The organism is Streptosporangium sp. NPDC001559, from assembly GCF_042893955.1.
Taxonomy (GTDB): Bacteria; Actinomycetota; Actinomycetes; order Streptosporangiales; family Streptosporangiaceae; genus Streptosporangium.
On the sequence record NZ_JBIAVG010000020.1, the window covers coordinates 82,147 to 96,327 of the forward strand.

The 14,181-nt window shown below is 74.0% G+C and carries 11 protein-coding genes; 9 read left to right on the top strand and 2 right to left on the bottom strand.

The window, feature by feature from the left end:
* Positions 1–218 precede the first annotated feature (218 nt).
* Together selA and ACFYY8_RS35345 are read left to right on the top strand one after the other, a co-directional pair.
* Positions 219–1,508, top strand: coding sequence for an L-seryl-tRNA(Sec) selenium transferase (gene selA, locus ACFYY8_RS35340; protein ID WP_390048677.1), 1,290 nt, complete (start codon positions 219–221; stop codon positions 1,506–1,508).
* Complete coding sequence (locus ACFYY8_RS35345) at positions 1,508–3,331, top strand: SelB C-terminal domain-containing protein (RefSeq protein WP_390048679.1); 1,824 nt, start codon at positions 1,508–1,510, stop codon at positions 3,329–3,331. Before selA ends, ACFYY8_RS35345 begins: the two co-directional genes overlap by 1 nt.
* On the opposite strand, the gene ACFYY8_RS35350 is transcribed toward ACFYY8_RS35345, so the two are convergent.
* A complete protein-coding gene (locus tag ACFYY8_RS35350; protein ID WP_390048681.1) occupies positions 3,321–4,526 on the bottom strand; it encodes a cytochrome P450 in 1,206 nt (401 codons plus the stop codon). The genes ACFYY8_RS35345 and ACFYY8_RS35350 overlap by 11 nt on opposite strands.
* 452 nt (positions 4,527–4,978) lie before the next feature.
* On the opposite strand from ACFYY8_RS35350, the gene ACFYY8_RS35355 reads away from it, so the two are divergent.
* A complete protein-coding gene (locus ACFYY8_RS35355; protein WP_390048683.1) occupies positions 4,979–7,204 on the top strand; it encodes a SpoIIE family protein phosphatase in 2,226 nt (741 codons plus the stop codon).
* Between the two features lie 26 nt (positions 7,205–7,230).
* Here ACFYY8_RS35355 and ACFYY8_RS35360 read toward each other — a convergent pair whose 3' ends face one another.
* Positions 7,231–7,962 (bottom strand): IclR family transcriptional regulator, encoded by a 732-nt coding sequence (locus tag ACFYY8_RS35360; protein WP_390048685.1) that lies wholly within the window; start codon positions 7,960–7,962, stop codon positions 7,231–7,233.
* A 155-nt stretch (positions 7,963–8,117) separates the two neighbouring features.
* Between ACFYY8_RS35360 and ACFYY8_RS35365 the strand changes: the two genes are divergently transcribed.
* Genes ACFYY8_RS35365 through pcaC form a run of 6 tightly spaced genes read left to right on the top strand, consistent with a single transcriptional unit; the run spans position 8,118 to position 14,129 of the window.
* Positions 8,118–9,329, top strand: a complete 1,212-nt coding sequence (locus tag ACFYY8_RS35365; RefSeq protein ID WP_390048687.1) for a 4-hydroxybenzoate 3-monooxygenase — start codon at positions 8,118–8,120, stop codon at positions 9,327–9,329.
* Positions 9,326–10,534 (top strand): thiolase family protein, encoded by a 1,209-nt coding sequence (locus ACFYY8_RS35370; RefSeq protein WP_390048690.1) that lies wholly within the window; start codon positions 9,326–9,328, stop codon positions 10,532–10,534. Before ACFYY8_RS35365 ends, ACFYY8_RS35370 begins: the two co-directional genes overlap by 4 nt.
* Positions 10,531–11,199: a protocatechuate 3,4-dioxygenase subunit beta gene (pcaH, locus tag ACFYY8_RS35375; protein WP_390048693.1), complete on the top strand. Its 669-nt coding sequence runs from the start codon at positions 10,531–10,533 to the stop codon at positions 11,197–11,199. Before ACFYY8_RS35370 ends, pcaH begins: the two co-directional genes overlap by 4 nt.
* Positions 11,196–11,699 (top strand): protocatechuate 3,4-dioxygenase subunit alpha, encoded by a 504-nt coding sequence (pcaG, locus tag ACFYY8_RS35380; protein WP_390048695.1) that lies wholly within the window; start codon positions 11,196–11,198, stop codon positions 11,697–11,699. The genes pcaH and pcaG overlap by 4 nt, the downstream gene beginning before the upstream one ends.
* Positions 11,689–13,011, top strand: a complete 1,323-nt coding sequence (locus tag ACFYY8_RS35385; RefSeq protein WP_390048697.1) for a lyase family protein — start codon at positions 11,689–11,691, stop codon at positions 13,009–13,011. The genes pcaG and ACFYY8_RS35385 overlap by 11 nt, the downstream gene beginning before the upstream one ends.
* Positions 13,008–14,129: a 4-carboxymuconolactone decarboxylase gene (pcaC, locus tag ACFYY8_RS35390; RefSeq protein ID WP_390048699.1), complete on the top strand. Its 1,122-nt coding sequence runs from the start codon at positions 13,008–13,010 to the stop codon at positions 14,127–14,129. Before ACFYY8_RS35385 ends, pcaC begins: the two co-directional genes overlap by 4 nt.
* Positions 14,130–14,181 lie beyond the last annotated feature (52 nt).

Here is a 14,181-nt window from a genome sequence, read left to right on the forward strand (position 1 = left end):
AATGTTCCCGGTGGGACTTCGGGATTCGCCCCCTCCGGGGTGGGCCGTTCGCCGTCGGCGCCCTGCGGGAAAGCGGGCAACGTCAGAAGGGACGGTATTTTTTGGTGGTTTCGTAGAAGGCGAAACCTGTACGTCGTGGTGAAACGTTCACCGCCCCAAAACGGAATCAACGGCCCGTCGGATTCGGCTTCGGTATGTTCGCGACCTATGGTCGGGAGATGGACCAACGTCGGCGTGTGCCGCGTACCGACGCCGTGCTCGCCGACCCCCGGCTCGTCGCGGCCGAGGGCCGGCTGGGAAGGACGGTCGTCAAGGAGGCGGTCGTCCGGGCGCAGTCACGGGCCCGGCAGGGCGGGATCGAGCCGGAGCGGGTCGCGGACGCGGCCGTGGAGGGGCTTCCGCCGTACGCGGCGAGCCTGCGGCCCGTGCTCAACATGACCGGTGTGATCGTCCACACCAATCTCGGCAGGGCGCCGCTGTCCCGGGCCGCGACCGAGGCGGCGACGGCCGCCGCCGGATACACCGACGTGGAGTTCGACCTGGCGAGCGGGGCCAGGGCCCGCAGGGGACGGGGCGCCCTGGACGCGCTCGTCGCCGCGGTGCCCGGCGCGCGTGACGCGCACGTGGTCAACAACAACGCCGCGGCCCTGGTGCTGGCGGCGACCGCGCTGGCGGCGGGCCGGGAGATCGTGATCAGCAGGGGTGAGCTGGTGGAGATCGGGGACGGCTTCCGCATCCCCGACCTGCTCGTCTCGACCGGTGCGAGGCTGCGTGAGGTGGGCACGACCAACCGCACCGTCTACGCCGACTACGAGCGGGCCGTGGGGCGGGAGACGGGCTTCGTGCTCAAGGTGCACCCGTCGAACTTCCGCGTCGAGGGCTTCACCGGCTCCGTCGGAGTGGGGGAGCTGATCCGCCTGGGGGTGCCCGTCGTGGCCGACATCGGCTCCGGGCTGCTCACCGGGGAACGGCTGCTGCCGCAGGAGCCGGACGCCGCGAGCGCGCTCGCCGCCGGGGCGGGCCTGGTCACCGCGAGCGCGGACAAGCTGCTCGGCGGGCCGCAGGCCGGTCTGCTGCTCGGCCGCCCCGACCTGGTCGAGCGCTGCCGGCGGCACCCGCTGGCCCGCGCGCTGCGGGTCGGCAAGACGACGCTCGCCGCCCTGGAGGCGACGCTGCGCGGTCCCGAGCCTCCGGTGCTCGGGGCGCTGCGCGCCGACCCGGCCGCGCTGCGCGCCCGTGCCCGGGTGCTCGCCGAGAAGCTGTCCGGGGCCGGGATCGACGCCGTCGCCGTGCCGAGTCTGGCCACCGTCGGCGGGGGAGGCGCCCCCGGCGTGACGCTGCCGAGCGCCGCGGTGAGCCTGCCCGAGCGGCTGGCCGTACCGTTGCGGACCGGTGAGCCGCCCGTCGTCGGGCGGATCGAGGCGGGCCGGCTGCTGCTCGACCTCAGGGCCGTCCCCGGGGAACGGGACGGCGACGTGGTCCGCGCGGTCCTCGGGGCGGGTGGCTGATGCAGGTCGTCGCCACGGCGGGCCACGTGGACCACGGCAAGTCCACTCTGGTGCGCGCCCTCACCGGGATGGAGCCCGACCGGCTGGCCGAGGAACGGCGCAGGGGGCTGACGATCGAGCTGGGATACGCCTGGACGACGTTGCCCTCCGGCGAGCGCCTGGCCTTCGTGGACGTCCCGGGGCACGAGCGCTTCCTCGGCACGATGCTGGCGGGGGTCGGGCCGGTTCCGGCGGTGATGTTCGTGGTCGCCGCCGACGAGGGCTGGATGCCGCAGTCGCAGGAGCACCTCGTCGCGCTTGAGGCCCTCGGCGTACGGCACGGCCTGCTCGCGGTGACCCGCGCCGACCTGGCCGACGCCACACCGGTGGTGGGGGAGGCCGGGGCCAGGCTCGCGGCGGCGGGCCTGACCGGGGTCGAGGCGCTGGCGGTGAGCGGGCACACGGGGCAGGGGCTCGGCGCGTTGGGACAGGCACTCGACCGGCTGGTCTCCCGGCTGCCCGCGCCCGACCCCGAGGCGCCGGTGCGGCTGTGGATCGACCGGGTCTTCAGTGTGCGCGGCAGCGGCACGGTCGTGACCGGGACGCTGCCCGCGGGCCGGGTCACCGTCGGGGACGAGCTGGCGCTGGGCGGCGGCCTCGCCCGGGTGCGGGCGCTGGAATGCCTGAAGGAACCGGTGACCTCGGTGACCGGCGTGGCCAGGGTCGCGGTCAACCTGCGCGGCGGCGCCCCGGAGCGGGGCCGGGCGCTGCTCACCCCCGGCGCGTGGACCATGACCGACCTGGCCGACGTACGGCTCTCGCCGGTGGGGGGCGCGGGCGAGGAGACCGTCCTGCCGGGCAGGCTGACCGCGCACATCGGCTCGGCGGCCGTGGTGTGCGCGGTCAGGCCGCTCGGCGACGGTCTCGTACGGCTGCGCCTGGCCGGGCCGCTGCCGTTGCACGTGGGCGACGTGCTGCTGTTGCGCGACCCGGGCAGGGCCACGGGGCAGGGCGCCGGAGGGGAGGGGGCCGAGGTACGGGTGCTCGCCGGGGCGAGTGTGCTCGACGTGCGCCCGCCCGCGCTGCGCCGCAGGGGCGCCGCGCGCCTGCGGGCGGCCGAACTGGCGGGCACGGGGCAGACAGGCACGGGGCAGGCGGGTACGGTGCCCGGCGCGGGGGAGCTGCTGCGCACGCATCGGCTGCTGCGCGGGGCGGACCTGCTGGCCATGGGGTGCGTCCCCGAGGGCGAGCCCGTGTGCGGCGACTGGTACGCCGACCCCGCCCACTGGTCGTGGCTGGGCGAACGGCTGGCGGAGACGGTGGCACGGCACGCGGCCGGGCGTCCGCTTGAGCCGGGTATGCCGGTCGAGGCGGCCAGGAACGCGCTCGGCCTGCCCGACCGGAGGCTGGTCACCGCCCTGGTACGACCGCCGCTGGCCGTCATGGGCGGGCGGATCGTGAGCGGGCCGCCCCCGGGCCTGCCGGAGCCGGTCGCCCGCGCGGTCTCCCGGCTGCGCGCCGAACTGTCCGCCAGGCCGTTCCTCGCGCCCGAGGCGGGCCGCCTGGCGGAGCTGGGGCTGGGGCCCAGGGAGCTGGCGGCGGCCGTACGGGCGGGGATGCTGCTGCGGATCGCCGAGGGGATCGTGCTGCTGCCCGGCGCGGACACGGCGGCGGCGCGGCTGCTGGCCCGCCTGCCCCAGCCCTTCACGGTCAGCCAGGCCAGGCAGGCCCTGGACACCAGCCGCCGGGTCGCGGTGCCCCTGCTCGAACACCTCGACCGCGGCGGCCTCACCGAACGGCTCGACGGGGTCAACCGCCGTTGCCCGGTGACCGCTACCAGGTGACGGGGATGCCTTCGAAGCCGCCGGTGAGCGAGTTCTCCCGCGTGACGAGTTCCTCGGCGGGCACGGCGAGCGCCAGCGTGGGGAAGCGCTGGAACAGCGTGCCGAAGACCGCGCGCAGCTCGATCCTGGCCAGGCTCGCCCCGATGCAGTAACGGGCGGCGTAGCCGAAGGCCAGGTGCGGGTCGTCGGTGTCCCGGGAGACGTCGAAGCGGTCGGGGTCGGCGAAGACCCGCGCGTCACGGTTGGCCGCCGTCGTGCTGATGACCACCGCCTCGCCGCGCCTGATCGTGACCCCTCCGACGGTCACGTCCTCGTGCGCGTAGCGGGGCATGCCGTGGTTGCCCGGCGCGGCCACCCGCAGGATCTCCTCGACCGCCGTGTTCACCAGCGAGGGGTCGGCGATCAGGGCGTCCCGCTGCCCGGGGTTGGCCAGCAGCAACAGCACGCCGTAGTCGATCCGGTTGACGGTCGTCTCGTGCCCGGCGAACAGCAGCCCGGCGGCGAGCGCGGCGATCTCCTCGTCGGGCGCGTCCATGGTCGCGAGGTCGGAGAACACGTCGCCGGCCGGGTTCTCCCGCTTGACGCGGATGATCTTCCTGGTGTACTCGCCGAGCTCGGTCAGGGCGGCGGCCGAGCGCTCCCGGTCCGTCAGGTCCGTCATCGTCTCGGCCAGTGCCCTGAAGTGCTCCCGGTCGCCGTACGGCACGCCGAGCAGCTCGCAGATCACGAGTACGGGCAGCGGAAGGGAGAGCACCTGCCGCAGGTCGGCCGGGCGCGGCCCCTCGGCCATCCGGTCGAGCAGGCCGTCCACCAGCTCCTGGACGTGTGGGGCCAGGGCGGCCATCCTGCGGGCGGAGAAGGCGGGGGTGAGCAGCCTGCGCATCCGCTCGTGCTGGGTCTTCTCGGTCTCGATGTCGCCCATCGGGCCGCCGAGGATCACCGAGTTGGAGATCCTGGCCGCCCGGTCGGGGTCGGGCGCGGAACGGCCGAGTCTCCGGTCGGCGAAGGCCTGCCTGGCCTCCTCGTAGCCGGAGACCAGCCAGGCGACGTCGCCGGCCGCGGTGCGCACCCGGGTCACCGGCTCACTGGTCTGCAGCGCACGGTACGCCGCCGGGACGTCGAGCGGGTCCTGCCGGTCGAAGGGCAGCCTCGGCAGATCGTCGGGGCCTGTGTGGTCGTTGACGGGTTCGTCCATGGACGGAGGGCACCCCCTGGGTTCGGCGGCGGAACCGCTGTCGGACGCCCCGCCGTACGGCGAGGCGATGGATAGTGCGATCTCAGGGTTTTTCGCACCATGATTATTTTTGACCATACCTGTAGGTATGGTCATGTGGACCGTGTGAATAGCGCCATATCTGGTAATCGCGTTCCATTCTTGGGAATGGCGCGGCGCCGGAGGTTCATCGTCGTGTCAGGACGTCGTCGGCGGGCCGCAAAATCGGCGGGCAGAGGCAAGCTTGGGAATGCGCCTCCCCAAACCCCCTGGTCAAGGGGAGTATCGTCCATATATGCGGATTAAGGCGTGTTATTGGATGGCGCCGCTTTCCCTCCCGTCCGTCCGCCAAGGGCGGGCGGGCCGGTACGTGACGGCGGGCACGGCCCGGGAGCGCGGCCGTCCACGGGCCGGGCGCCGGAGATGAGGCGCTGATGGTGCCCGAGCCCTCCACCTTCCTCGAAGGCCGTTCCCCGCGGAGCGGCCTCGACGCGCTCGCCGACGACCTGGTCAAGACCCTGGAGAGCGTGGGAGCCCACCTGGGCGCGGTCTACCTGCTGGCGCCGGACGCCGACGTGCTGGAACTCGCGGTGATGAAAGGGGCGCCCCGCGACTTCATCCGCCCCTGGGAGCGCATGAGCATGGCCATGCCCATGCCGGTCACCGACGCGATCCGCCACAGGCAGCTGGTGTGGGTAGGCGACGAGAAGGAGATGGCCCGCGTCTACCCGGGGGCGGCGCTGGTCATGCCGTACGAGTTCTCCCTCGCCGCGGTGCCGCTGCTCGGCTCATCCCCCGTCTCCGGCGCTGTCCACGGCACCGTCTACGGCGGGATGTTCGCCCTGTGGGCGGGCACGCACTCGTGCGAGCTGTCCCCGGGCGAGCGCGAACGTCTTCTGCGCGCCGCCGCGGAGATGGCGCGGGGGCTTGAGGAGGCCGACAGACAGGGCCGCAGGCTGCGCCCCGGCCTGGAACCGCGTGTGCTGCCCGCCCCCAGCATGCAGCCCGCGGAGGTGATCGCGGCGGTGGCCGACCGTCTGCCCGAGGGCGTCTGCGGTCTCGACGCGGGAGGCCGCGTCACCTTCGTCACCTCCAAGGCCGCCGCGCTGCTCGGCATGCTCCCGGCCCGGCTGCTCGGCTCCCACCCGTGGACCCAGGTGCCCTGGCTGAACGACCCCGTCTACGAGGACCGCTACCGCGCGGCCATGATCAGCCAGCAGGCGGCCTCGTTCGTCGCGCTGCGCCCGCCCGACCGCTGGCTGTCCTTCGAGCTCTACCCGGCGCTCAACGGGGTGACCATGCGCATCTCCCCGGCCATGGTCGAGGCGGCGGACATGCCCGTCCAGCCCCCGGAGGCCGGCCTGCCGGGTCCCGTCTCCGAGGCCGACCTGGCCCTGCCGACCAGGGTCGGTGCCCTCTACCACATCCTCCATCTGGCCAGCACGCTCACCAAGGCCGCCAGCGTGCAGGACGTGGTCGACCTGGTCGCCAACCGGCTCATGCCCGCCTTCGGCGGTGACGGGATGGCGCTGATGGTCGCCGAGGACGGCAGGATGAGCGTCGTCGGCGACCGCGGCTACCCGCCCCACCTCAGGGAGCACTACGACGGCCTCCCGCTGACCTCGCCGACCCCGAGCGTGCGGACCATGGTCACCGGGGTGCCCAGCTTCTTCGGCTCCCAGGAGGAGCTGGACGAGGTCTACGGCTCGGAGATCGCCGTGGACGACGGCATGGCCTCCTGGGCGTTCCTGCCGCTGATCGCCTCGGGGAGGTCCGTCGGCACCTGCGTGCTCGCCTTCGCCAGGAACCACCGTTTCACCGTCGAGGAACGCGCCCTGCTGACCGCGCTCGGCGGCCTGATCGCCCAGGCCCTCGAACGGGCCCGCCTCTACGACGCCAAGCTGGAACTCGCCCACGCCCTGCAGCAGAGCCTGCTCCCGCACGCCCTTCCCCGGCTGCCCCGGCTGAGCGCCGCCGCCCGCTACCTGCCCGGCACCGAGGACATGGACATCGGAGGCGACTTCTACGACGTCATCAGCCTCTCCGACGACACCGTCGCCGCCGTCGTCGGCGACGTCCAGGGGCACAACGTCACCGCGGCCGCCCTCATGGGGCAGGTGCGCACCGCGGTCCGCGCCTACGCCACCGCCGGCGCCGACCCCGGCGAGGTCCTGGCCCGCACCAACCACCTCCTGGTCGACCTGGACCCCGGCCTGTTCGCCAGCTGCGTCTATCTGCGGCTCGACCTGCGCCGGAACCTGGCCTGCCTGGCCCGCGCCGGGCATCCCCAGCCGCTGATGCGCCTGCCGGACGGCCGGGTGGAGGTGGTCGAGGTCCCCGGCGGGCTGCTGCTGGGCATCGACCACTCCGTTGACTACCCGCACACCGAGATCCCGCTGCAGCCGGGCTCGACGCTGGCCCTCTACACCGACGGCCTGGTCGAGACCCCCGGTGTCGACATCGACGAGGCGCTCGCGGACCTGGCCGTCGAACTCGAACGTGTCGGGGAGCGCCCCCTGGAGGAGGTGGCGAGCACCCTGATCAGGCACGCCCAGCAGACCAGCCACCGCAGCGACGACATCGCGCTCCTGCTGCTGCGCCTGGCCGCCGGGCCGTACCAGGGCGGGACCCCCGGCGGGACCAGGGTGGTCCTGGGGTGACCGTCCCGCCGTGGCGCGCACGGGGTTCAGCCCTCCGGGGGGACCCCGGAGTAGGAGCGGGCGATCCCCGCGGTCACCCTGAGCAGCGGCTCGACCAGGCGTTGCAGCCCCCTGGCCCGCCGGGAGGACAGGACGATCCCGACGGCGGCGACCGCGTGGCCGTCGACGAGCACCGGCGCCGCCGCGGAGCAGGAGCCCAGGCTCATCTCCTCGAACGTCAGCGCGTATCCCTGGGCGCGCACCGTGGCCAGTTCCCGGGCCAGCCGTCCCGGCTCGACGATCGTGCGCGGAGTCGGCCGTTCGAGCTCACGCGCCAGATAGGCGGCCTGGAACCACTCGGGCTCGTGGGCCAGCAGGGCCTTGCCGACCCCCGTCGGATGCATCGGCAGCCGGCCTCCGGTCTTGGAGACCAGCCGTACCGCCCGCCTGCCGTGCAGTTTGTCGACGTAGAGCACCTCAAGGCCGTCCCGCACGGCCAGGTGCACGTTCTCACCGGTGTCGGCGTAGAGCTCCTGCAGCCACGGATGGGCGACCTCCTGCAACCTGCCCGGCGCGAGCTGGCCGAGCTCCCACAGCCGCAGCCCGATCCGCAGGCGGCCGTCGGCCGTACGGCTCAGCGCCTGCCAGGCGACCAGCTCGCCCACGAGGCGGTGCGCGGTCGCCAGCGGTACCCCGCTGCGCCGGGAGACCTCCGAGAGGCTGAGATGGGGATGGCCGGTGTCGAAGGCGCCCAGGATCGCCAGGACCTTCGACGTCACCGAACGTCCCGGCTCCCGCGACCCCCCGGCCATCACGCCCCCCTGTCCCGGGCCACCCGGATGAAAGGCGCCCACAACGACAATCCTCTCCCTTGTCTTCCGCCCAGTGGAAGGCGGGGCTCGGTTTTCCGCGCCGGGTCCACGATGCTCTTCCCATGACTCATCCCCAGCGGACACAGGTCGGGATCATCGGGGCGGGGCCCGCCGGGCTGCTCCTGTCCCACCTGCTGCACCTGCGCGGCATCGACTCGGTGGTGCTGGAACGCCGCAGCCGCGACCACGTCGAACGGCGGGTCAGGGCGGGGGTGCTGGAACAGGGGACGGTCGACACCCTCGTCGCAGCCGGGGTCGGCGACCGCCTCGTCAGGGAGGGCCTCGTCCACCACGGCATCGAGCTGCGCTACGACGGGGCGGCCCACCGGGTGGCCTTCGAACGGCTGGTCCCCGGCCGCGCCATCACCGTGTACGGCCAGCAGGAGGTCGTCAAGGACCTCATCGCCGCCCGTCTCGCCGCGGGCGGCGACATCCGCTTCGAGGTCGGCGACGTGGCCGTGCACGACGCCGGGACCGACGCCCCCTACCTGACCTTCGACGGGGGACGGCTCGACTGCGACGTGATCGCGGGCTGCGACGGATTCCACGGCGTGTCCCGGGCGAGTGTCCACGAAGGGGGGCTCACCGTCCACGAACGGGACTACCCCTTCGCCTGGCTCGGCGTCCTGGCCAGGGCCGTGCCGTCCGCCGAGGAGCTGATCTACGCCTGGAACGAGCGTGGCTTCGCCCTGCACAGCATGCGCACCCCCGAGATCAGCCGCTTCTACCTGCAGGTCCCCGCCGGGGAGGACATCGCGGACTGGCCGGACGAGCGGATCTGGGCCGAACTGCGCGCCCGTCTTGAGACGGTGCCCGGCTTCACCCTGACCACCGGGGAGATCCTGGAGAAGGGCGTGACGCCCATGCGGAGCTTCGTGGCAGAGCCCATGCGCCACGGCAACCTGTTCCTGGCGGGCGACGCCGCGCACATCGTCCCCCCGACCGGCGCCAAGGGCCTCAACCTCGCGGTCGCCGACGTGCGGGTGCTGACCGAGGCCCTGGCGCACCGGTACGCCACCGGTGCGGACGACCTGCTCGACGCCTACTCGGAGACCTGCCTGAGGCGGGTCTGGCGGGCGCAGCACTTCTCCTGGTGGATGACGACGCTGCTGCACACCTTCGACACCGACGACGCCTACGGGCGGCGGCTGCAGATCTCCCACCTGGACTACGTGACCTCCTCCGAGGCCGCGGCGACCACGCTGGCGGAGAACTACGTCGGCCTGCCGTACGAGCGCGACCTCCCGGAAACGACAGGAGCACGACCACTGTGAAGGACGTCTACATCGCGGACGCCGTCCGCACCCCGATCGGCCGGTACGGCGGGGCCCTCGCCTCGGTCCGTCCCGACGACCTGGCCGCCGGAGTCGTCAGGGCGCTGCTCGACCGTTCCCCGGGCCTGGACCCGGCCAGGATCGACGACGTCGTCCTCGGCGCGGCCAACGGGGCGGGCGAGGACAACCGCAACGTGGGCCGGATGGCGGCGCTGCTGGCCGGGCTGCCCGTCACGGTGCCCGGCGCCACGGTCAACCGGCTGTGCGCCTCGGGCCTGGAGGCGGTGATCCAGGCCGCCAGGGCGGTCGCCGTCGGCGACGCCTCCCTCGTCGTGGCGGGCGGCGTCGAGTCCATGAGCCGAGCCCCCTGGGTGCTGCCCAAACCGGAACGGGCCTACCCGCGCGGACACGAGCAGCTCCACTCGACCACGCTCGGCTGGCGGCTGGTCAACCCCAGGATGCCGGACCGCTGGACGGTCTCCCTCGGAGAGGCCACCGAGGCGCTCGCCGCCCGCTACGGCGTCACCCGCGAGGCCCAGGACGAGTACGCCGCGCGCAGCCACCGGCTGGCGGACCAGGCGTGGCGGACGGGGGCGCTCGAGGCGGAGACCGCGCTCGTCGAGGGCAGCGACCTGACCGGCGACGAGTCGATCCGCCCCGACACCTCCCCGCAGGGGCTGGCCAGGCTCAGGCCCGCCTTCACCGCCGAGGGCACCATCACCGCGGGCAACTCCTCCCCGCTCAACGACGGGGCGGCGGCCCTGCTGGTCACCGACGCCGAGGGGCTGGCCGAGCACGGCCTGCGCCCCCTGGCCAGGGTGGTCTCGACCGGCGTGGCGGGCGTCGACCCGGTCAGCTTCGGCATCGGCCCGGTGCACGCGGTCGCCAAGGCGCTGGACAGGGCGAAGCTCTCCCTGGGCGACCTGGCGACCGTGGAGCTCAACGAGGCCTTCGCCGCCCAGGTCCTGGCCTGTATGGCCGAATGGCCCGGCCTGGACCCGGAACTCGTCAACCCCGCGGGCGGCGCCATCGCGATCGGCCACCCGCTCGGCTGCTCGGGAGCCAGGCTCGCGGGCACCCTGGCCCACCGCCTCTCCAGGACCGGCGGGTACGGCGTGGCCACGCTCTGCATCGGCGTCGGACAGGGGCTCGCGCTCGTCCTGGAAGGCACAGGAAGCACAGAAGGCACAGAAGGAACGTCATGACCCACCCTCCCTATCTGAGCCCGGACTACCGCAGCAGCGTGCTGCGGGCGCCGTCCAGGCCACCGGTCGCCTTCCGCGCCGACCCGGACGCCGTCGAGCTGACCGGCCCGGTCTTCGGGCACGACGAGATCGGCGAACTGGACGCCGACCTGACCCGCCACCACGCGGGCGAGCCGATCGGCGAGCGGATCATCGTCACCGGCCGGATCCTCGACTCGGCCGGCAGGCCCGTCCCCGGCACCCTGCTGGAGGTCTGGCAGGCCAACGCCGCCGGGCGCTACGCCCACCGGCGCGACCAGCACCCCGCGCCGCTCGACCCCAACTTCACCGGCGCGGGGCGGTGCATGACCGACGAGCAGGGCCGCTACCGGTTCGTCTCGATCAAGCCGGGCGCCTACCCGTGGCGCAACCACCACAACGCCTGGCGGCCCGCGCACATCCACTTCTCCGTCTTCGGCACCGCGTTCACCCAGCGCCTGGTCACCCAGATGTACTTCCCCGGCGACCCGCTGTTCCCCTACGACCCGATCATGCGGTCCATCCCCGACCCGGCCGCCCGTGAACGGCTCGTCGCCCGCTTCGACCTGGACGTCACCGAACCCGAGTGGGCGCTCGGCTACCGGTTCGACATCGTTCTCGGCCGCACCCCGACGGAGGAGCAGTGAGCATCGCGCGACCGACCCCCTCGCAGACCGTGGGGCCGTTCTTCGGCTACGCGCTGCCCTACCCCCAGGGCCCCGACCTGGTCGCGGAGGGACACCCCGGGGCGATCACCGTCACCGGGCGGGTGCTCGACGGGGCGGGCGAGCCCGTGCCCGACGCCATGCTCGAACTGTGGCTCGGCGAGACGGGCACCAGGAGGGCGCTGGACCGCGCGGGCGAGGGCGTCTCCGGCTTCGGGCGCTGCCCGACGGACGCCGACGGGTCCTACCGGTTCCGCACCGCCAGGCCCGCCGGGCCGTACCTGGCGATGCTGGTCTTCGCCAGGGGGCTGCTGCGCTCCGTCGCCACCCGCGTCTACCTCCAGGACGGCCCCGACCCGCTGCTCGACACGCTCGACCCCGAGCGCAGGGCCACCCTGATCGCCGAGCCCGACGGGGAGGGGGGCTACCGTTTCGACGTGAGGCTCCAAGGGGAAGGGGAGACGGTCTTCCTTGAGTTCTGACCGTTCCTTGAGTTCCGGCCCCGCTTCGGGCTCCGAGCGGGACACCGGCCTGCTGAGCCCGGTCAGGGCGGGCACGGCGGCCGAGGCGGCCACCTCGGACCGCGCGTGGCTGCGCGCCATGCTGACGGCGGAGGCGGCGCTGGCCCGTGCCCAGGCCCGCGCGGGCACGGTGCCGCCCGAGGCGGCGGCGGTGATCGGCAGGGTCGCGGGCGCGCTCGCCCCGGACCCCGTGGACCTCGCCCTGCGGGGCAGGCAGTCGGCCAACCCCGTCGTGCCGCTGGTCGCCGAACTGCGCCGGGCCGTCGCACGGGCGGCCACCGGGACGGCCACTGGGGCGGCGCGGTACGTCCACCACGGCGCCACCAGCCAGGACATCCTCGACAGCGCCGCCATGCTCGTCTGCCGGGACACGATCGGGATCATCGGCGCCGACCTCGACCGGGCCATGGCCACCCTCGCCGGGCTCGCCGAGACCCACCGCCACACGCTGACGGCGGCCAGGACACTCGGCCAGCACGCCGTGCCGACGACCTTCGGCCTGAAGGCGGCGGGATGGCTGTCCGGCCTGCTCGCCGCACGGGCACGGCTGCGGGACCTGCGCACGCCCGCCCAGCTCGGCGGGGCCGCGGGCACCCTGGCGGCGCTCGGCGGCGACCCGGAGCTGCCCGCGCTGTTCGCCGACGAACTCGGGCTGGCCGCGCCGCCGGTGCCCTGGCACGCCGAACGGTCACCGGTCGCCGAACTGGGCGCGGCCCTCACCCAGACCTCCGGCGCGCTCGGCAAGATCGCCCTCGACGTGATCCTGCTCGCCCAGACGGAGGTCGGCGAGGTCGCCGAGTCCTCCACGGGGGGCTCCTCGGCGATGCCGCACAAGCGCAACCCCGCGCTGGCGGTGCTCGTGCGCTCCGCGGCCCTGCAGATCCCGGTGTACGGCCAGCTCCTGGCCTCGGCGCAGCTGGCCGAGCACGAGCGGGCCGCGGGCGCCTGGCAGGCCGAGTGGCACGCGACGCGCGAGTGCCTGAGGCTGACCGGCGGCGCCGCCGAGACCACCGCGGAACTGCTCGCCGGGCTGCGGGTCTTCCCTGAGCGGATGCGCGCCAACCTGGACCTCACCGGCGACCGCGTCGTCTCCGAACGCCTGGCCGCCCTGCTCGGCAGGGACCGGCTCGACCGGGCGGCGGCGCAGGAGGGCCCGCTCAGGCGGACGCTCGCGGGGGAGGTTCCCGAGGAGGCGTTCGACCCCGCGGGCTACCTCGGAGCGGCGCAACCCCTCATCGACCGAGTTCTGACCGCCTACCGGGAGCAGTCTTGACGATCCTCAGCCACCGCGTCGACGGGCCCGCCTGGGCGCCGCTGCTGGTGCTCGGCCCCTCGCTGGGCACCACCCTGCACGTGTGGGACCCGCAGATGGAGGCGCTGACCGCCTCCTGGCGGGTGCTCCGCTACGACCTGCCGGGTCACGGCGGCTCGGCGCCCGTGAACGAGGTCACCGTCGGCCTGCTCGCCGACGCCGTACTCGCCCTGGCCACCCAGGAGAAGGCCGACAGGTTCGCGGTCGGCGGCATCTCCCTCGGCGGCGCCGTCGCCGCGACCGTCGCCGTCACGGCCCCAGAGCGGGTCAGCCACCTGGTGCTGTGCTGCAGTTCCGCCCGCTTCGGCGAGCCGGGACCGTGGCACGAGCGGGCGCACGCCGTACGGCGGGACGGCATGAAACCGCTGGCCGACGTGCTGCCCGCCCGCTGGTTCAGCGCCCCCGACACCGGCTCGGAGGCCGTCACCGAGGTGCGGCGGATGCCGTACGGGGTGGACGTGGGCTCCTACGCCGCCTGCTGTGAGGCGCTGGCGGACTACGACCTCACCGGTGAGCTGGGCGCGGTCACCGCGCCGACCCTGGTCGTCGCGGGGGCGGACGACCCGGCGACGCCCGTCGCCCACGCCCTCACCCTCGCCGGCGGCATCCCCGGCGCGCTGCTCACGGTCGTGCCCGGCGCCTCCCACCTGGCGGGCGTCGAACGGCCGGAGGAGGTCACCGCGGCGATCGTCCGCCACCTCGGCGGCGAACGCGCCGCCGAGGGGGCCAGGACCAGGCGGCGGGTGCTCGGGGACGCGCACGTCGACCGCGCGGAGGCCGCGACCACCGGCTTCACCCGTGACTTCCAGGAGTTCATCACCCGCTACGCCTGGGACGGGATCTGGAACCGTCCCGGGCTGGACCGCCGCACCCGCAGCTGCGTCACCCTGACCGCCCTCGTCGCCGGGGGTCACCTGGAGGAACTGGCCATGCACGTCCGCGCGGCCCTGCGCAACGGGCTGACCCCCGACGAGATCAAGGAGGTGCTGCTGCAGAGCGCCGTCTACTGCGGGGTGCCCGCGGCCAACGCCGCCTTCGCCGTGGCGCAGCGGACCCTGGACGAGGTCGGAGTGCTCTGACCTGGTCTTGTACGTGACACATCCGGGAGGTAAGGAACCGGATGAGTGGGTA